The organism is Arcanobacterium wilhelmae, assembly GCF_029632765.1.
Taxonomy (GTDB): Bacteria; Actinomycetota; Actinomycetes; order Actinomycetales; family Actinomycetaceae; genus Arcanobacterium; species Arcanobacterium wilhelmae.
In genome coordinates this window covers 460,254-479,642 of sequence record NZ_CP121247.1, presented here as the reverse complement: position 1 = coordinate 479,642, position 19,389 = coordinate 460,254, and the positions used below count along the sequence as shown (strand labels likewise).

Annotated in this window: 12 protein-coding genes; 4 read left to right on the top strand and 8 right to left on the bottom strand. The window is 61.2% G+C overall.

Annotated elements, in window-relative coordinates; all coding sequences use genetic code 11:
• Positions 1-132: 132 nt before the first annotated feature.
• From P8A24_RS02010 to P8A24_RS01995, 4 genes are all read right to left on the bottom strand, one after another.
• A complete protein-coding gene (locus tag P8A24_RS02010) occupies positions 133-1,839 on the bottom strand; it encodes an ABC transporter family substrate-binding protein (protein WP_278059214.1) in 1,707 nt (568 codons plus the stop codon).
• Between the two features lie 169 nt (positions 1,840-2,008).
• Positions 2,009-4,132 carry an ABC transporter ATP-binding protein gene (locus P8A24_RS02005; RefSeq protein ID WP_278059212.1) on the bottom strand — a complete coding sequence of 708 codons (2,124 nt, stop codon included), beginning with the start codon at positions 4,130-4,132 and terminating at the stop codon, positions 2,009-2,011.
• On the bottom strand, positions 4,129-5,073 hold the full coding sequence (locus P8A24_RS02000) for an ABC transporter permease (RefSeq protein WP_278059210.1): 945 nt from the start codon (positions 5,071-5,073) through the stop codon (positions 4,129-4,131). The genes P8A24_RS02005 and P8A24_RS02000 overlap by 4 nt, the downstream gene beginning before the upstream one ends.
• Before the next feature lie 13 nt (positions 5,074-5,086).
• On the bottom strand, positions 5,087-6,094 hold the full coding sequence (locus P8A24_RS01995) for an ABC transporter permease (protein WP_278059208.1): 1,008 nt from the start codon (positions 6,092-6,094) through the stop codon (positions 5,087-5,089).
• Positions 6,095-6,383: 289 nt separating this feature from the next.
• Here P8A24_RS01995 and lipB point away from each other — a divergent pair, with 289 nt between their 5' ends.
• Complete coding sequence (gene lipB / locus P8A24_RS01990; RefSeq protein ID WP_278059206.1) at positions 6,384-7,142, top strand: lipoyl(octanoyl) transferase LipB; 759 nt, start codon at positions 6,384-6,386, stop codon at positions 7,140-7,142.
• Positions 7,139-8,203, top strand: coding sequence for a lipoyl synthase (locus P8A24_RS01985; RefSeq protein ID WP_370870592.1), 1,065 nt, complete (start codon positions 7,139-7,141; stop codon positions 8,201-8,203). Before lipB ends, P8A24_RS01985 begins: the two co-directional genes overlap by 4 nt.
• A 66-nt stretch (positions 8,204-8,269) precedes the next feature.
• On the opposite strand, the gene P8A24_RS01980 is transcribed toward P8A24_RS01985, so the two are convergent.
• The gene (locus tag P8A24_RS01980) at positions 8,270-9,562 is read right to left on the bottom strand and encodes a M18 family aminopeptidase (protein ID WP_278059204.1); all 1,293 of its coding nucleotides are present in this window, start codon (positions 9,560-9,562) and stop codon (positions 8,270-8,272) included.
• An 84-nt stretch (positions 9,563-9,646) separates the two neighbouring features.
• Between P8A24_RS01980 and P8A24_RS01975 the strand changes: the two genes are divergently transcribed.
• Positions 9,647-11,620 carry a potassium transporter Kup gene (locus P8A24_RS01975; RefSeq protein WP_278059201.1) on the top strand — a complete coding sequence of 658 codons (1,974 nt, stop codon included), beginning with the start codon at positions 9,647-9,649 and terminating at the stop codon, positions 11,618-11,620.
• A 128-nt stretch (positions 11,621-11,748) separates the two neighbouring features.
• Here P8A24_RS01975 and P8A24_RS01970 read toward each other — a convergent pair whose 3' ends face one another.
• The 3 genes from P8A24_RS01970 to P8A24_RS01960 form a co-directional block, all read right to left on the bottom strand.
• Positions 11,749-12,630, bottom strand: coding sequence for a patatin-like phospholipase family protein (locus P8A24_RS01970; RefSeq protein ID WP_278059199.1), 882 nt, complete (start codon positions 12,628-12,630; stop codon positions 11,749-11,751).
• Between the two features lie 270 nt (positions 12,631-12,900).
• Positions 12,901-13,686 carry an alpha/beta hydrolase family protein gene (locus P8A24_RS01965; RefSeq protein ID WP_278059197.1) on the bottom strand — a complete coding sequence of 262 codons (786 nt, stop codon included), beginning with the start codon at positions 13,684-13,686 and terminating at the stop codon, positions 12,901-12,903.
• Positions 13,687-13,984: 298 nt separating this feature from the next.
• A complete protein-coding gene (locus tag P8A24_RS01960; RefSeq protein WP_278059196.1) occupies positions 13,985-17,326 on the bottom strand; it encodes a DEAD/DEAH box helicase in 3,342 nt (1,113 codons plus the stop codon).
• 381 nt (positions 17,327-17,707) lie between these two features.
• Here P8A24_RS01960 and P8A24_RS01955 point away from each other — a divergent pair, with 381 nt between their 5' ends.
• A complete protein-coding gene (locus P8A24_RS01955; protein ID WP_278059194.1) occupies positions 17,708-19,369 on the top strand; it encodes a CTP synthase in 1,662 nt (553 codons plus the stop codon).
• Positions 19,370-19,389: the final 20 nt, after the last annotated feature.

Genomic DNA, 19,389 nt, shown 5'->3' with positions numbered 1-19,389 from the left:
GTACCCTAGGTTACAGGAGCATATCCCTGGAACGCAAACGAATATACACATTTGCCCATATAACGAGGGTGAGGGCGAAGGATTTCTCCTTCGCCCTCACCCTCTGAGTGGTTCACGCTAATGCGTTCAGGTTCACTTCGTGAAACCGATATTCTCTGGGAGCATAGTCTCAAACGCGGTTGGACCGTAGTTCGCCAGATTCTTCGGCTGAGCCTGGATCAGCGGACGGAAGTAGAGCGGCAGAACCATACCCTTCGACCAGATGATCTTGTCAGCTTCGTTGGTCATATCAACGCGCTTTGCATTGTCGGTTTCCTTCGCGATCTGTGGGATCAGCTTGTCAACCTCAGGAACCTCAAGGCCAGTGAAGTTCGAGTTCTGCAACTTACCCTTATCATCGAACGGCTTGCCGTAGATCTGGTTCACATTCGCCATCGGGTAAGGGGTACCCTGCCATGCGAACGCCGTCGCCTCGAACTCGCCACCGATCACCTTGTCGAAGAAGGTAGCGGACGGCTCGGTCTTCACCGTCACGTCAACGCCAATCTCCTTCATCTGAGCCTTGAGCAGCTGAGCCTCGTTCTCCGACGCCGGAACACCCGGAATTGAAAGGAAGGAGAAGCCAGCCTTCTTGCCATCCTTCTCGTAGAAATCGCCATTCTTCTTGTAGCCAAGCTTCTCGAGATCAGCCATCGCAGCCTTCGGATCGTACTTCACCGAATTATCCTTGTAAGCGGCCTGGTTCGGCATGAAGAAGTGGTTGCCAAGAGCAACGTCATACTTGGCAGACGGAAGACCAGCGAGATCCGAGGCAGCGATCTTCGCAGTGTTGATGCCCTTGATGATCGCGTTACGGAACGCCTCATCCTTCAGGGAATCTGCACGCGAGTTGAAGGTAAAGTGGCGCCACTGAGTACCAGCGGAAACACGGACAGTACCATCCTGGCGCTTCTTCGCAGTCTCGTAAGTAGCCGCATCCGTGATGGTCTCCACCACATCGAGCTCCTTGTTCGCGTACGCAGTGCCCTGAGCCTTAGCATCGAGAACCTTGAACGTAACATTCTCGAGCTTAGGCTTGGAGCCCCACCAGTTCGGGTTACGCTCGAGGGTGATCACGCCAGCCTTGTCATCAATGGCCTTGAGCTTGAACGGGCCGGTCATGAGATCGCGGGCCTTATCAATGGTCTTCCAACCCTCATTGAAGTCCTTCGCGTTCGAGATACCCTTGGCCGGCATCGGGCCGCCAACGAGGCTCTTCCAATCCGGGTAAGCAGTCTTGAAGTCCACTTCAACATCAAACGGGGTTGCGCCAGCCTTGACGTCCTTAATGGAGGTCCAACCATCGGTGGAGGTGCACTCATAATCCTTGTGCGCCTCGCCGTTGCAGGCCTCCCACGTTGCCTTGTAATCGGCGGCGGTGATCGGAGTACCGTCGTTCCACTTTGCCTTGTCGTTGAGCTTCAGCTTCACAGTGAACGGCGAGGCATCCGTGCCGTCACCCGCCGCATCGGCGGAGAGGAGGTAATCCTTGTTCGGCTCAGCCTGACCCTTTGCGTCATAGACCCAGTTAATCGGGGCGATGAAGCCGTAGAGACGCGAAGCAACATCGCTAGTGTTGCCGTTCACGTTCATCGCATTGTAGTTGACTGGCATAGCGCTCAGCGCGAGGCGGAGGTTTCCACCATCCTGAAGGTTCGCGGGATCAACCTTGTCGTAATCAGAAGCCTTCAGCTCGTTCGAGTTGGACTTCTTCGCATCAGTCGTACCGCCACCACAAGCGCCGAGTACGAGAGCGGTAGCCGCCACGAGGGCGATGCCTGCTGTCTTCTTAACTTGCATATTCTTGGTCCTCCTTTAGGACTTTCATCGAACTCCCCTACCCGGGATACCGGAAAGCGGAAACCTTCAGTTGTGCATACGCCGAAGAGTTTCCACGAACTTTATCAAACGAAACTCTCGCTTGGAGCGTCTGTTCAGAATGTGGAAACTCTTCGGTGCATATTTATGATCAGAAAACCTTTAGCGGACGATGGTAATAACACGCCACTTCATGGTCTTTTCCAAGATTTTCGAATCCTGGATGCTGACCTTCGCAACGTTCCTTCTGGTCCGGAGAAAGTGTCTCATATAGTGGACAGCGGGTGACGAAACGGCAACCTGTGGGCGGGTTTGCCGGCGAGGGGAGATCCCCTTCCAGCAAGATTCGCTCACGAGTACGCTCCTTTTCCGGGTTCGGAATCGGGATCGCCGAAAGCAGGGCCTGCGTATACGGATGCTCTGGATCATCGAACACCGAATCCACATCGCCGATCTCCACGATCTTGCCCAGATACATCACGGCCACGCGATCCGCGATGTGGCGGATCACGGACAGATCGTGAGCAATGAACAGGTAGGATAGGCCGAGCTTCGAACGCAGTTCGTCGAGTAGGTTGATCACGCCAGCCTGAATCGACACGTCAAGCGCCGAGACCGGCTCATCAAGCACGATCAGCTTCGGCTCGAGAGCAAGCGCGCGAGCAATACCGATACGCTGCTTCTGGCCACCCGAGAAGTTACGTGGATACCGGTTGACGTGCGCGGGCTCGAGGCCCACCATGGCCATGAGTTCCTTCACGCGGCCCTCAATCTGATCCTTCGAGTAACCGTTGTACTTCAGCGGCTCCGCGAGGATATCGAAAATCGGCATGCGCGGATCAAGCGATGCCATCGGATCCTGGAACACCACCTGGAGATCCTTGCGCAAACGCTTACGATCGGCCTTCCCCAGCCCAGAGGTATCTTCGCCCAGCACCACGATTGTGCCATCCTGCGGCTTGACGAGGTTGAGCACCTCCATCAGTGTGGTGGTCTTACCCGAGCCGGACTCGCCAACGAGTCCAAGCGTTTCACCAACGCGAATATCGAATGAAACCCCATCGACGGCGTGAACCTTGCCCACCTCACGGCGGAACACCGCGCCCTTCATTAGCGGGAAGTACTTGCGCAGGTTCTCCACCTTGAGCACCTGCTCACGCTCCTCACGAGGAGTTGCAAACGGCGCAGGCAGAACCTCCGGGCGTGGGTAAATATCGGTGTAGTGCGAATCCTCGTGGCGAATTTCGTCCGCGCGGATACACGCCACCTCGTGTGGCTGATCCGAAGCCGAACGAACGCCCTTCAGATCCGGTTCACCCTCGAGACACTCAAGCTTTGCCACGGGGCAACGCGCCGCGAACGGACAGCCCGTGGGCTCAACGAGCATCGACGGCGGATTACCTTCAACCGACGCAAGCTGGTATTCCTTCTTTGAATCCAAACGAGGAAGCGAGCCGAGAAGGCCGATCGTGTACGGCATTGCCGAATGGTGGAAGATTTCGGACACATCGCCCTTTTCCACGATACGGCCCGCGTACATCACGGCAACCTTATCGGCAATGCCAGCAACCACACCAAGATCGTGGGTGATCATAATAATCGCCGCGCCAGTCTCATTCTGTGCCTTGCGAAGCACGTCCAGGATCTGGGCCTGGATGGTCACGTCCAGAGCTGTGGTCGGCTCATCGGCGATGATCAGATCCGGATCGTTGGCGATGGCCATCGCAATCATCGCACGCTGGCGCATACCGCCCGAGAACTCGTGCGGGAATGCCTTCACACGGATCTCTGGGTTCGGGATTCCCACGATCTTCAAAAGCTCAACTGCACGCTCGTATGCTGCCGTTTTATCCATCTGCTGATGAATCATGAGCGCTTCAACAATTTGGTCGCCGATGGAGTACACCGGGGTGAGCGCAGAAAGCGGATCCTGGAACACCATCGCAATGGTCTTTCCACGAATATCCGAAAGGTAGCGATCACCGCGCCCAAGGATTTCAGTGCCGTGTACCTTCACGGAGCCCGAAAGCCGTGCAGAAGGGTCCAACAGACCCATGATCGACATCGAAGTAACAGACTTACCGGATCCCGATTCGCCCACGAGCGCCATCACTTCACCGGAGTTCACGGAGAAATTCACGCCACGAACGGCATGGACCACGCCGTTCTCGGACGGGAAGTTCACATGGAGATCGGTGACCTCAACCACCGGAACGCCAGGCTTCGCCACGGGCAGTTCAGCAGATTCAAACTCTTGAGTTTCTTTCTTGCTCATGCGTCTCCTCCAGACTTCGAGCTGGGATCAATAGCGTCGCGCAGGCCATCGCCAACGAAGTTCACACACAGCAGCATAAGAACCAGCGCACCTGCCGGTGGCAAGAACAGCCACGGCTGGGTCAGTGCGGAGGTCTGAGCATCACCAATGAGCGAACCGAGTGAAACTTCCGGCTTTTGAACGCCAAAACCGAAGAAGGAAAGGCTGGTCTCGGAAAGAACAGCGCCCGCAACAGACAGGGTGAAATCAATAATGAGAAGCGAGGAAATATTCGGCAAGATGTGCTTCACGATCACCACGAACGAGGGAACCGACATGTACTTTGCCGCATGTACGTAATCGAGGTTTTTGATCGACATCGTCAGCGCGCGCACCACTCGCGCCGTCAACATCCACGAGAAGACCGCCAGCAAAATAATCAGTAGGAGCGTTGACGATTTCGAACCCGCAAAACGTTGCGAGATCACAGCGATCATCAGGAAGCTCGGCAGAACGAGCAAAAGATCAATCACCCAGGTGCCAACCTTGTCGGCCCAACCACCAAAGTAGGCGATCGACGCACCCACGATGGCCGCGATAAACACCTGGACCGCAGCCACTGCGAAACCGATCATCAGCGACTTGCGCAGGCCCTCCATCGTGACGGCCAGCATGTCATAACCGCCCTGGTTAGTGCCAAAGACGTGGCCGCCAATACCTGGCTCGGTGAGGAAGTTCAGATCGTCCGCCACATCGTAGCTCCAGGGAAGAACGTAGGGAACCACAATCGCAGCGAGAATAATAATAACGAGACCGATCAGGCCGCCGACTGCAGACTTCGAACGCAGGAAGCGACGGCGGATCAGCTGGTTGCGAGTGTAGCGCTTATCGTTCTTCGCGCGCTCCTCGCTCTGCTTACTGAGGGCCGCCTTCACTTCGGCGACTTGGCTAGTTTGCATCATGTTGCTCATTGTCTTACCCCACTCGCACTCGCGGATCGATGGCTGCAATCAACATGTCGGAGAGCAGTGCACCCGTGAGCGTACACGCGCCGCCAAATGCCACAACGGAAACCGTTCCGTTGATGTCCATCAGCTGGATGGTGTTAATTGCGTAGATACCCATGCCTTGCCAGCCGAAAATCTGCTCGGTAATAGCAGCACCCGTAATCAGGCCCGCAATGCCGAACGCGAAGTAGGTAGCAACCGGGATCAAGGAGGTGCGAAGCGCGTGAAGGCGAACGGCCTTCGCGAACCGCAGGCCCTTCGCACGGGCCGTGCGCACATAATCCGCGCCGAGGGTGTCCAGCATGAGGTTGCGCTGGTAGCGCGAATAGACAGCGATACCGCCGAGGGACATCGCAATCGTGGGAAGCAAAAGGTGTTCAAGGCGATCCATGAGGGCTGCGAAAGTGCCATCAGGTTGAGGCACGGAGTATGGCCCCGAGAATGACAGATCCGTGCCGAGCGTCTGGTTCATTTTGATGGTGAGCATCTGCAAGAGGATCGCCAACACGATACTCGGAGTCGAGATCAAGAGCATGACGATAAAGGTGGTCACGCGATCGAATGCCGAGTACTGCTTCACCGCGGAATACGCACCGAGTGCCACGCCAACGAAGATACCGATGAAGAATCCGAGAAAGACGAGCTGCAACGAAAGTGGCACACGGTTTGCGATCTCCGTATTCACATGCGAACCATCGGGAGCGTAGCCCCAATCAAAATGGAACACAACGTTCTTGAGCCAGTTCCAGTAACGCTCGAAAATAGAGGTATTCGGGTTGATGTTGTATCCGTTGAGGAGACGATCAACCGACGCCTCAATCTCAGCGCGCGTCTGATTCTTTCCAGACGACAAACGCTCCTGAATGAGCTTAGCTCGTGGATTCAACTGTGTGCCGGCGATGAAGTACGCCATCGTTGTTGCCATGAACAGCAACAACACGTAATTCGCGATTCGCCGCAAAAGGTATCTCAGCATGCGAGGCTTCCTGACTCGGGGAAGGAAATGCGCGGCCCCGCGAGGATCGCCCACTTCCGATGGGTGCAATTTATGTGGAAATACTACGGCAACACCGCTGATCTCCACCCGGCGCGAGGCGGTTTCCCCGTTCGTTTCCACCTCGCGTTCCGTATCCATATCTGTGCATGAAAATGCGATACAGGACCTTTACAGCCTAGTTTTCCGCTGGCAGTGAAGCAACTCCGGATTGGTCAGGCTCACACTTTCCCACCTCGAATACCTAGGACTAAAGGAATAGGCTGAACGCGTGCATATTGTGAATCTGCTCGATCGAGGGCCACAGGATTACATGGCTGTAGACGCACTACAGCGCCATTTGCATCAGCAGGTGGCGGCGGGCGAGCGCGAGGATACGTTCATCGTCTGGGAGGCGAAAGATACGTACACTGCGGGGCGTCGCACACAGCCGCAGGACATTCCAAATAGTGAGATACCGGTCATCGCGATGGATCGCGGCGGCTCGGTCACCTACCACGGTCCGGGCCAGCTGGTGATCTACCCGATCATCGCCGTCACTCCCCCGAAAGACGTGGTGGCGTTCGTTCGCGGCACTGAAGAGGCGCTCATCGAGGCGATGCGATTCATCGGCCTCGAAACCACACAGGTGGAGGGCCGCAGCGGCGTGTGGATCGTTCGCGACGGCGACATTGATCGCAAGCTGTGCGCCATCGGCATCAAGTTCGCTTCCGACACCACGATGCACGGCATGGCGTTCAACGTCACCACGGATCTCGAGCGCTTCATGCAGGTGATCCCGTGCGGGCTCGCCGACGCCGGCGTCGCCACCCTCGCCCAAGAAGGCTACAGCTACTCCCTGGAGAAAGTTGCCCGCCTCCTCATCCCGTATCTTGCGAACGCCTACCAGCGTTTCCGCCGCGAAGGCCGTAACAACCTCGAATTGGTGCACGACGACGTCGCGCCACTTCTCGAAGAAGTTGCAGCCCACGCAAACACTCTGCCCCAGAACACGGGTGTCGCGTGGCACCCCCGAAAGGACGCAAAATGACCACCACCCCAGCCCCCATCGGCGGCACCCACCACATGTCCAACGAGCGCATCAACCCGGGCTCCCGGCGTCTGCTGCGCATCGAGGAAAAGAACTCGGCAACCCCGATCGAGCACGATCGTCCGGCCTGGCTGAAAACCAAGGCCACCGTGGGCAGCGAGTATGAGGACATGCGCTCGCGCGTGAACGGCGCCTCGCTACACACCGTGTGTGCCGAGGCGAACTGCCCCAACATTTACGAATGCTGGGAATCGCGCGAAGCATCCTTCCTCATCGGCGGCGATACGTGCACCCGCCGCTGCGATTTCTGCTTCATCAAAACCGGCCGCCCAGATACCTACGATCGTGGCGAGCCGCTGCGTGTGGCGCAGTCGGTGAAGGAAATGAACCTCAACTACACCACGATCACGGGTGTGACCCGCGATGATCTGGAAGACGGTGCCTCCTGGCTCTACGCGGAAACGACGCGCCTGATCCACCAGATGAGCCCGCAAACCGGCGTCGAGCTCTTGATCGACGACATGCGCGGCGGCGCGCCCGCCCTCAAGCAGGTGTTCGACGCGAAGCCCGAAGTGCTCGCACACAACCTCGAAACCGTGCCGCGCATCTTCAAGAAGATCCGCCCCGCGTTCCGTTACGAGCGCTCACTCGATCTGATCACGTTCGCTGCGGAATCCGGGCTCATCACCAAATCCAACCTGATCCTCGGCATGGGCGAAACACGCGACGAAGTGATCGCCACAATGCACGATCTTCGCAACGCCGGTTGTGATCTGCTTACGATCACCCAGTACCTGCGCCCCTCCCCGCTCCACCACCCGATCGACCGCTGGGTGAAGCCCGAGGAGTTCGTGGAGTATTCCGAGATCGGCTACGAGATGGGCTTCGCTGGCATTATGGCCGGCCCGCTCGTGCGCTCCTCGTACCGTTCGGGCGCACTGTGGGCCCGCGCAATGAAGCATAAGGGCCTCGAGATCCCTGAGCGCTTCCAAGGCATCGGCACCACCGACATGGCCGCCTACCAGGAGGCCAGCTCGATCCTCGAACGCTCGGCTGAGTGAATGAATAGAGGCGTGGAGGGGACAAACCTTTTCGGTTTGTCCCCTCCACGCTCATGTCTGAGGCGATTAATCCTCGAGGTAGGCCTTGAGCAGCTTCGCCAGGGCGATCAGATCCGCCGGGGCCGAGATCTCGCGCACCGAATGCATCGACAGCAGCGGCACGCCACAATCCACAGTCGGGATACCGAGGCGGGTCACCGTGATCGGGCCGATCGTGGTGCCCGACGGCACATCGTTATTCGACACGATCTCCTGCACCGCCACGTGCGCACCCGCGGCCGCACGGAAGAACATCGCCGACGTCGGGGCGTCCGTTGCGTACGCACCGCGCGCGTTGATCTTCAACAGCGGGCCGCCACCGAGCACCGGCTGGTGAGCTGGATCGTGAAGCTCGGGCTTGTTCGGGTTAATCGCGTGCCCGGCGTCGGCGCTCACCACCGACGAGTTCGCGAGCATCCGCTCGAATGCCTCCGCACCCGAGCCAAACAGGCCCTCGGCCATGCGGCGCAAAATCGCCTCAAGGAACGAGCCAGCCGCACCCGAGTACGTATCCGAGCCAATCTCCTCGTGATTAAACGCAGCGAACACCTGAATATCCTCACCCAGCTCAATGCTCGGATCGAGGAACGCAACGAGCGAGGAGAAAACGGACGTCAGGTTATCCTGGCGGCCAGCCGCAAAGAAATCAGTACCCTCAGCGCCGCCAAACATCTGCGGAGCAGCCGTATCGTAAGCGAACAGATCCACAGCGGCGATGCGATCCGCTTCCACGCCCGCATTCTGCGCGATGATCTCCATCAGCTCGCCCTCACCCGTGGTCCAGATCGGGTGGTAATCCTTTTGAGCCGACAGCTTCAGCTCCTTATTCACCGAGCGGTCCAGATGCGGGGCAACCTGCGGGATCGTCATGATCGCCGGAGTTTTCACCAGGTGCTCTTCGCCGTCCAAGGTCACCACGCGGCCCGCGATCCCCAGATCGCGATTCAACCACGAATTCAGCAGCGGGCCGCCGTAAACCTCAACGTTCACCTGGTCGTACCCCACCGACGTCGACGTCGAATTCGGCTTGACCTTGAACGACGGCGAATCCGTATGCGAACCCACAATCCTCACGCCCGTGCCCGGCTGGGCGCCCTCGGGGATGCGCCAGGCGATCACGGCGCCGTCGCGAAGTGCGAAACCGTTGCGCTCGCCCGCCCACGCCTCGCTCTCCTCCTGGCGCGCAAAACCCGCAGCCTCGAAAAGCTGCGCCAGGTTCGCCGCCGCATGGAAAGAGGTCGGCGAGGCAGTAATGAAATCAGCAAAACCGGCAGCGAACTCGCGCGCGCCGGCGTCAACAGTGGGAAGTGAAATACTCATGCCACAAGTCTAGAAGCCCCACCGAACTTCCACGAATCGGCTCATGGTGTTGCAATTAGGCGTAGGGGGTCTATGCTTGCCCTCGTGGAAAAAACCAGAGGAACCGCCCGCGCTGTTGCCGGGCGTAAGAACGCAAGTCACGTGCCAAGTGCGTCGGCGGCCAGTGCGGCCGCCGCTTTTGGCGCCGTCGGAGTGGTCTACGGCGACATCGGCACCTCGCCACTGTACGTGATGCGCGCCGTGTTCACGCTCGACGGCGTCTCCCTGACCGAGTACAACCTGATCGGCGTAACGTCGGCGATCATCTGGTTCCTCGTGGCGCTCGTGACCTTGAAGTACGTGGGCGTGGTGTTGCGCGCCGACAACCGACGCGAGGGCGGCATCCTCGCTCTCTCTGCGCTGGTGCGCCGGTTCGTGAAGTCGCCGTCGCGGCTTTCGGCGGGTGCGGCCGTGGCCGGTATCGTTGGCGCCTCGCTGTTCTTCGGTGATTCCGTGATCACACCGGCGATCTCCGTGCTCTCGGCAGTGGAAGGCCTGGACGTGGCCGTTCCCGGTATCGCCACCTATATCGTGCCGATCGCGCTGGTGATCCTCACCGGCCTGTTTGCGATCCAGTACCGCGGCACCCACCAGGTGGCCTCCTACTTCTCCCCTATTATGGCGCTGTGGTTCGCACTGCTCGCCGTTCTCGGCGCGCCACACATCGTGGCAAACCCGCGGATCCTCCTCGCACTCAACCCGTGGCGTGCGGCAGAGTTCCTCGTCGGCCACCCCACGGTGGCGTTCATTGCGATGGGCGCCATCGTCCTCTCGCTTACCGGCGCGGAGGCCCTCTACGCTGATCTTTCGCACTTCGGACGCCGCCCGATCCAGGACGCCTGGCTCTACCTCGTTCTCCCCTCGCTCGTGGTGAACTACCTCGGCCAGGGCGCGCTCCTGCTCGGCGACAACGCCGCACTCGAAAACCCGTTCTTCTTGCTCGCCCCCACGTGGGCCACGATCCCACTGGTGGTCATCGCAACCCTCGCCACGCTCATCGCCTCCCAGGCCGTGATCACCGGCGCGTTCGCGCTGGTCAACCAGGCGATCCATCTCAACTATCTTCCACACCTTCGCGTGGTCTACACCTCGGAGAAGGAGCGCGGCCACATCTACATCCCGGCCGTGAACCTCCTGCTCTATATCGCGGTGGCCGTGATTGTGGTGACGTTCCGCAGCTCCGAATCGCTCTCGGAAGCTTACGGCCTGGCCGTCACCACGGAATTCCTCTTCACGTCCGCGATGCTCGTGATGCTGATCCGCTACGGCTGGAAGAAGCCACGCTGGGTCGCGGCCCTCGCAGGGCTGGTACTGGCTTCGATCGAGATTCCGCTGTGGACGGCGAATATCGTGAAGTTCTTCTCCGGTGGCTGGCTGCCGGTGTCCATTGCGATCGTCCTGTCCACAATCATGCTCTCGTGGAAGACCACCTCCCAGGCGGTGTACCGCCAGCGCACCGAGCAGGAGCTCCCGCTGGCCGAATACTTCGACGAGGTTGCCAAGAAGCCCGTTCACTGGCGTATTCCCGGCACGGCGATCTATCCACACTCGCTGTTCACCTCCACGCCGCGCCCGCTCCTGATCAACACGAAGTTCAACGACGCGATCCACGAGCGCGTGGTAATCCTCGCGGTCAAGACCGTTGCGCTCGCGCACGTTCCGCCCGAGCAGCGCGTGAAGAATTCGCCGATCGCGTGCCCGTTGCCCGGCTTCTTCCACCTCACTGTGACCTACGGCTTCATGGATTCTCGCGATCCGATCGCGGATCTGGAGCTGTACACGAAGCGTCTGCGCGAGGCGCCGGAGCCGACGCCGGCGAACGTGCCGGATTTCTCGGTTGAGGATGCCATGGTGTTCGCCCATCATCTGCAGATCGAGCAGGCGCCGCACCACGGGAAGTTCCCGAATATTTTCCGCTGGTTGTTCGTGCAGCTCTCGCGCTTCTCGGCTTCGCCGCGCTGGTTGCGCAAGATGCCGGTGGGCCGCACGGTGGAGTACACCACGCGAATCTACGTGTAAACTCACGCCAACAGGCGAAGCGGGGTGTTCGTTTTCCCAAACGAACACCCCGCTTTTCGCTCCCTCACGCCGAAACCCTGGCCCCGACGTCGGGAGCCAAGCCGCCGACGTCGGGGCGCGGCTTGCGTCTAGAGCCCGTAGGCGTCGAGAGCGGCGATCGCCTCCGTGCGCCCCACCTCGATCACCTCGGCCGCGCGGTGCAAGTCCATCGTGCCAGCCGTCGTGTACGGAATCTCGATCACATACGACGCCGGGTTCGCCGCCCAACGAAAACGCTCGATAATCGCCTGCATCGCGGAAATCGATAGGTCGGCAACATCGCGTGTGCGCAGGGATTTCGGCAGGTTATGGTACGTCTCCCACACGGGAAGCGCGGGGTGTTCCTCGCTCTCCTCGCGAACGTCGTCGGAAGAAACCGGGCCGGCAGCGCCGCCTGCGAACATGCGCGGATCGTCCACGTTTGCCGTGCGGCCCTTCGCGAGCGACACCGCGAGCGTCGCGTCCGCCTTCACGGCCGCAACCGCCTCCATCGGAACCGGGTTCACCAGACCGCCGTCGGCAAGGAGCTGGCCGTTGAGATGCACGGGCGTGACGATCGACGGAACCGCCATCGACGCGCGGATCGCCGCTGCGAGGCTCCCCTGCTGGAACCACACCTCACGCCCGGTGATCAGGTTCGTGGCCACCGCCGTGAACGGGATCGGCAGATCCTCGATGCGAACGCCGCCCACCATGTCATCAATCCGGGCCATCACCTTGCGCGGGTTCACAATGCCGGGCTCACGGATCGTAAACCCGATCAGGCGCAGCACGTCCAATTTCGACAGGCCGCTCACCCACGTTGTGAACTCGTCTAGGTGCCCGGCCGCTTCAACGCCGCCCACAACCGCGCCCATCGAGCAGCCCGCGATCGCCACGATCTCGTGGCCGCGTTTCTTGATCTCCTCGATCACGCCGATATGCGCATATCCGCGAGCGCCGCCAGAACCAAGAACCAGTGCAATCTTCATACGTTCTATTCTTGCGCAATATGCCCGCTGAGCGGATCAGGCTCCAGTAGCGAAACTCGCGCCCGACGTCGAGCGCCCCGACGTCGGGCGCCAGGCACCGTCGTCGCAGTCAAACCCGTGCACAACGGCAAGCCCGTGCACAACTCAATCAATCCAGCCGGGCGTTGCTCTATACGCAACGCCCGCGCGAACTGATTGACTTCTGCACACGCAAACTGAGCACATCAAACAGAAATTGTCGGCGCGAGAACCAGGAGCGGCGCAACAAACTCAGGCGGCGGAGTTGCCGAGGGCGCCGAGGAGGAAAATCCAGGCGTCGTCGCCCGGACGAATCAGATCGTTGTGGTTTGCGCCAGGAACCAGCGCCACGTTGAACGGCTCGGTATTGAGATCCTTGGAGCGGACGGCCGGAACCGTGGCGTCCGCAGTGCCGTGGATGATGTCCAGGCGCAGGCCGCGCGCCGCGAACTGTGCTTCGCCAAGCTCGCGCCAGCGGCGCATCGGATCGAAGCGGGCGTACCGTTCCGGTTGCTCAACGGGCGTGCCGCCCATGAAATCCACAGTGGCCGTTTCCCCGCTGGCCACGGCCTCGCGTACATCGCGCGACAAATCAAATAATGGAGCCAGCGCAACTACGTGCTGCAACTCGTACTCGCCGGAGAACAGCACATCGAGCGCCATCGTGGCACCGGCGCAATGCCCCACCCACGTCGACGGGCCAATCAGCGGGTGCTGTGCCAACAAACGCGCATCCTCGAACGTCACCTCGGGCGTGCCAGCGAGCCGGCGATACTCGGGAAGCGCCACACGATACCCGGCTTCTGCCAGGGCAAACGCGGCAGGGCGCGCAAAATCCAGTCCGATATCCTCACGGAAGCAACCACCATGTAGCAACGTCACAACCATTGCACCCTCGGGGCCGTACCACTCAATGAATTGGTCGGCTTTAGTTCCGTACGATTCTGTGCCGTCGGGTTCCACGCGCAACGCAAGAAGGTTGTCGTAAACCTTCTGCTCCTCTTCCCTCGACGGGGAAGCCGCAGTGGATTCAGACATCAGCCCTCATTCCCTCGACAACACGTACCAGTTCATTGTGCTCGCCACCGACGCCGGCTGGCTAGTTTTCGCCAAAACAGTAACTTAATCGTTACGAACCGCGTGAGCTTCCCCACGGAGCCGCCGGGCACCGCCGTCGCCAGGCTTGTGCACAACTCAATCAATCCCGCGAGGCGTTGCTATATACGCAACGCCTCGCCCAACTGACAGAGTTACGCACGCGCCGAAGGCGTGGAGGGGCCTCCCAGTGTCCAGAAGTAGCTCACCCCGGACGGACAGTTCATGCACAGCAGCCGGCTCACGCCAGGAGGGCACGCAGCTCCTCTCCGGAGAGTGCCTTGCCGCCGGCGCTGGCTGCCGGATCGTCGGAGAGAACCGCGAGCAGCGCCCGCTTTTGATCCTGCAACGCCACCACTTTCTCTTCGACGGTTCCCTCGGAAACGAGGCGGTAGACGTGGACCGGGCGGGTCTGGCCGATGCGGTGCGTACGGTCCACCGCCTGCTCCTCGGCGGCCGGGTTCCACCACGGGTCGGTAAGGATCGCGTAGTCGGCCATTGTCAGGTTCAAGCCGGTTCCACCGGCCTTGAGCGAAATCAAGAACACGGGCGCCTCCCCACCCGCGAACTCGTCGATGACTTTCGCACGAGCGCGCGTTGCACCGTCGAGGTACGAATACGCGATCCCTTCGGCCTCGAGCCGCTCGCGAACCAGCGCGAGGAACGACGTGAACTGCGAAAACACGAGCGCGCGGTGGCCTTCACTCACGGCTTCCCCGAGCAGCTCCATGAGCGCCTCGAGCTTGGAGGGCGTGGCTTTCGAATCGGCATCTACGAGGCGCGGGTCGATCGCCATCTGCCGCAGCCTAGTGAGGGCCGCGAGTACCTGGAAGCGGTGTTCCTCGCCGTCGGCGGTGAGCTTGAGCACGGACTGGCGTTCGTGCTGGAGTTGGCGATCGTAGAGACGCCGATGGTCGGGTGCGAGTTCGACCCGCACCACCTGCTCGGCCTTTTCCGGCAAATCGAGCGCCACCGAGCGCTTGGTGCGCCGCAGCAGGAACGGCTCGATCCGCCGACGCAGGCGCGCCATATACTCCGCGGAGACGGCCTGGTCTCCCCCGGCCACGTTCTCCTCGATGGGCCCGCGGAACGCGGTGGCAAACTGGCGCGGGCTTCCAAGCAGCCCGGGCGCGGCCAGCGCAAACATTGCCCACAGCTCGGACAGATTGTTTTCGATCGGCGTGCCCGTGACTACGAATGTGCTTGGCGCACCGAGCGCCGCCGCCACGGCGAACCCCTTCGACGCGTGGTTCTTCACGTTTTGCGCCTCGTCGAGCACGAGGCCCGTGGGTTCGAGGCGCGAGTATACGTCTTCGTCCAGGCGCAGCAGCGTGTACGACGTCACCACGACGTCTGCACCCGCCGCGAGCGCCGCGATCTGCGAGGAGGCGCGCGCCGCCGTCGAATCGATTCCGACCACTTTCAGGTGCGGAGTGAACTTTTCCGCTTCGCTCACCCAGTTGGCGACGACGGAGGTGGGCGCGACGACGAGCCACGGGCCGGCGTCGGGGGTGCGGGAGCGATCGCGGGCGATCATGGTGAGGATTTGGAGGGTTTTGCCCAGGCCCATGTCGTCGGCGAGGACACCACCCAGGCCTTGGTCGCGAAGCCGCGCCAGCCATCGGAAACCCTCCACCTGGTACGGACGCAGTTGCGCGTTCACCTCGGCTGGTACCTCTGCCGGCACGACGGGCGCGAGCGACGCCGAGCGAACGGCGTCGAACCAGGCGTTCTGAGCCGCGTCGACGATCCCGAGTTCGAGTAGCTCCTCCCACCAGGTTTGGCGCACCTTCGGCACGCGGATTCCGCCGCCACGCTGGTCGGTGAGAGAACGCGCCTCCTTCAGCAGGGCGCGTAGCTTCGCCAACTCCGGGCGGTCCAGGCTCAGGTAGGAGCCGTTTTCGAGGAACACGTATTCTTCGTCCAGCGTGAGCGCGCGGATCAGGAGGGCCGTGGGGACCACCGAGCCGCCAACCTCCACGCGCACGTTGAGATCGAGCCAATCGCGGGTGGTATCGCCGACGTCGATCCCTACCTTGTTGAGTTCCACCGGCGTGTAAGTGGGCAGGTTTTCCTCGACCTCGACGTCGGCCTCGCGAAGAGCGGTGGTGAGCGCGTTAAGGGCGAGGACCTCACCGCCGGTGACTTTCACGTGTGGGGTGATCGCCTGGCCGTTCATGAAACTCGGCATGTGCTCAGCCACGATCGGCGTGACCTGCCTGACGATGTCGGCCTCCGCTTCGACGTCGCGCACGCCGCGAGCCGCACCCTTGGGCAAACTCAGGCCGTAGGGGCCAAGCTCGCCATCCCCCTCGCCGTAACGCCAGGTCCAGGTGGCGTTCACCAGCGGAACCGGTGCTGCCGGATCCGAAAGGTCGAGCGTGAGATGCAGGCGCGGAGCCGGGATCGGCGGCGCCTCGAACGAACCGTCCGGGGAACTCCACAGCTGGCGCGCCAGGCGCGAAAACACTTCGGTCTCAAAACGCGCGCGGCCCTTCTCAGGGATCAGGAGCGTACCGCCCGAGCGCAGCTGAAGCCACTGATCACTCGGAGGTTCCGCAAGGAACGCCAGATGAAGCGATTGGTCCCTCCACGCGATCAGCTGCGGCGGCGCGCCAACGCCGAGCGCGATCTCCGACCCGAGCTGCGGATGCGTGAAAATCGCCCCCAAAGCCAGCGCGCCGGCGTCGCGCTCCTCGATCGCAACCTCCGCGACGGCGTCGGTAGATTCAACGAAAACTGGGTGGAAATCCGGGTCGATCAGGGTGACGCCTCTCGCCAGAACCTCGCGCAGCACTGGCGTGAGCAGCGCCGAGTTCACGGTGTCCAGCCGCAGCGAATCCTTCGCCGTGCCCGAATACGGCACGAATGTTTCGCACAGCTGGATCAGCGAGCGCACGGCCGCTGCCTGCTGAGGCTCGATATCCGTTGCCGCGCCCGCGCGCAGATTCGCAATCGACACCCCGGTTTTCACCCATGCCTTCGCCTTCCCGCGCTTCATCGGCGTGGCCTGCAGATGCCCGCGAGAAAAGAGCGTGGCTTCGCGGCCCGGCTCCGGCTCACGGAAATCGAGCACCAGCGCCAGATCGCGGCGCTCGGTGGGCTTTTGTGGGAACAGTGTGGCCAGGCGGCCTTCCCAGGTCGGCTCGGGCCGGCGAGGGCCGCGCCACTCGTACGGGTTATCCGCGCCAACTCGGCCCGACGCTTGGATCGGTCCCCGAACCTGTGCCGGCTGCGCCGGGGCTGCGACCCGCCCGGGCGCCGTCGCCGCGTTCGCCGGCTTGAGCGCATGCGGAAGCAGATCCAAGGCCGTCAGCAGCAGTGCCACCACGTGCTTACAGTCGCTACGTACCGGGCACGAACACGACGACGTCAGTTTCGTAAACTGCCCCGCCGCCTCGTCGAACGCGTAGTGAACCACCTCGTCGTAACTGCGCTGGTTGGAGCCGAGCGTGCGGCCGCGAAGCGTGCCCGCACCGGCGTCGTGCTCGGTCACTTTCGCACGCCGCTGGCTGGCATACACCACCCCGCGCGCGTACGATCCCGGGCTCACAAAACGAAGCAGTCCAAACGTTTGGTCCATCCTTTAAGGATACGACGCGCGGGCCGACTTGGCCTAGCCCGCACGAACCAGCCGGCGTATCCGAAACAAGGGCTGGTTCGGTATTTGGGATTATTCAGTGAAATAAATTCACCGGCTTCGCCGACTTCATCGAGGTAAGCAATATACATAATCGTGGTTGAGGTGAGTTTCTGTGATGATATGCGAAAAGCCCGTTTCCGGGCTTTTCGAAGTGGCGCTCTGAGCCTCTATTTCATGCTCTGCTACCGAAGTAAACTCTAACAAACCTCATCCAGTCACGCAATTTTGGTTGGTGACGCGCGGGACTGTCGCGTAGCCCACTCGCCGATCTACACTCGCCACCTAGCGCTCAGGCCAGACGGCACGATAAGCTGAAGTTCCATGGAGAAAATTTTTGATACCCATGGAATTACTCGCCCGGTCCGCCACATTTTTGTCACTGGCGGTGTGGCATCTTCTCTCGGAAAAGGCATCACAGCGGCCTCGCTTGGCACACTTTTGAAAGCCCGCGGCCTGCGCGTTGCGATGCAAAAGCTCGATCCGTACGTGAACGTGGATCCAGGCACAATGAACCCGTTCCAGCACGGCGAGGTGTTCGTCACCGACGACGGCGCTGAAACCGACCTCGACATCGGCCACTACGAGCGCTTCCTCGACGAAGCGTTCACCGGCGCAGCGAACGCCACGACCGGCCAGGTGTATCAAAATGTGCTCCGCCGCGAGCGCGCGGGCGAATACCTGGGCGAATGTGTGCAGGTGATCCCGCATATCACGAACGAGATCATCGACCGCATGCGCGCGCAGGCAGAGGAAGGCACCGCGCGCCCCGACGTCATCATCACCGAAATCGGTGGAACCGTGGGCGACATCGAATCCCAGCCGTTCCTTGAGGCTGCGCGCCAGGTGCGCCAGAAGCTCGGGCGCGATAACTGCTTCTTCGTGCACGTCTCCCTCGTGCCGTATCTGGCGGCAGGCGGCGAGCTGAAAACTAAGCCGACCCAGCATTCGGTGGCGGCGCTGCGCCAGGTGGGTATCCAGCCCGACGCCGTCGTGTTGCGTTGCGACCGTGACCTGCCCAAGTCGGTCAAGGACAAGATCGCGCTGATGTGCGACGTGGATGAGGTCGGCGTGGTCCAGTGCAAGGACGCCTCCTCGATCTACGAGGTTCCGGTGACGTTGTTCAACGAGGGCCTCGATTCGTACGTGGCGCGACGGCTCGATATGCCCACCCACGATGTGGACTGGTCGGCATGGCAGGGGTTGCTCGATCGGGTGCGTTCTCCCAAGCACAAGGTGCGCGTGGCGCTGGTGGGCAAGTACATCGATCTCAAGGACGCCTACCTGTCCGTGGTCGAGGCTCTCCACGCAGGCGGTTTCGCGAACTGGGCGGACGTGTCGATTAAGTGGGTGGCTGCCGATACGTGCCGCACCCCTGAAGATGCGCACAACCAGCTCGCTGATGTGGACGCCGTGCTGATCCCGGGCGGGTTCGGCGTGCGCGGCCTGGACGGCAAGGTTGGTGCGTTGCGTTACGCTCGTGAGAATCGCGTGCCGACGCTCGGGATTTGCTTGGGTCTGCAGTCGATGGTGATCGAGGCGGCCCGCAACCTGCTTGGGCTTTCGGGTGCTTCTTCTACCGAGTTCGATCCGGCGACTCCCGACCCGGTGATCTCCACGATCGAGGAGCAGAAGCAGTTCGTCGACGGCGGCGATCTGGGTGGCACGATGCGCCTGGGCTCCTATCCGGCACATCTGGCGGAGGGCTCGCTTGCGGCCGAAGTTTATGGCACGACGTCGGTGGCGGAGCGGCACCGTCACCGCTACGAGTACAACCAGGAGTACCGTGAGCGCCTGGAGGCTGCGGGCCTCAAGGTTTCTGGCACGTCGCCGGATGGTTCGCTCGTGGAGTATGTGGAACTTGATCGCGAGTTGCACCCGTACTACATCGCTACGCAGGCGCATCCGGAGTTCACTTCTCGCCCGACCCGCGCGAATCCGCTGTTCGCAGGCTTGATCAAGGCGGCGATTGAGAACCAGCGCTGACGTCGGCGGGGCCGCTGCTC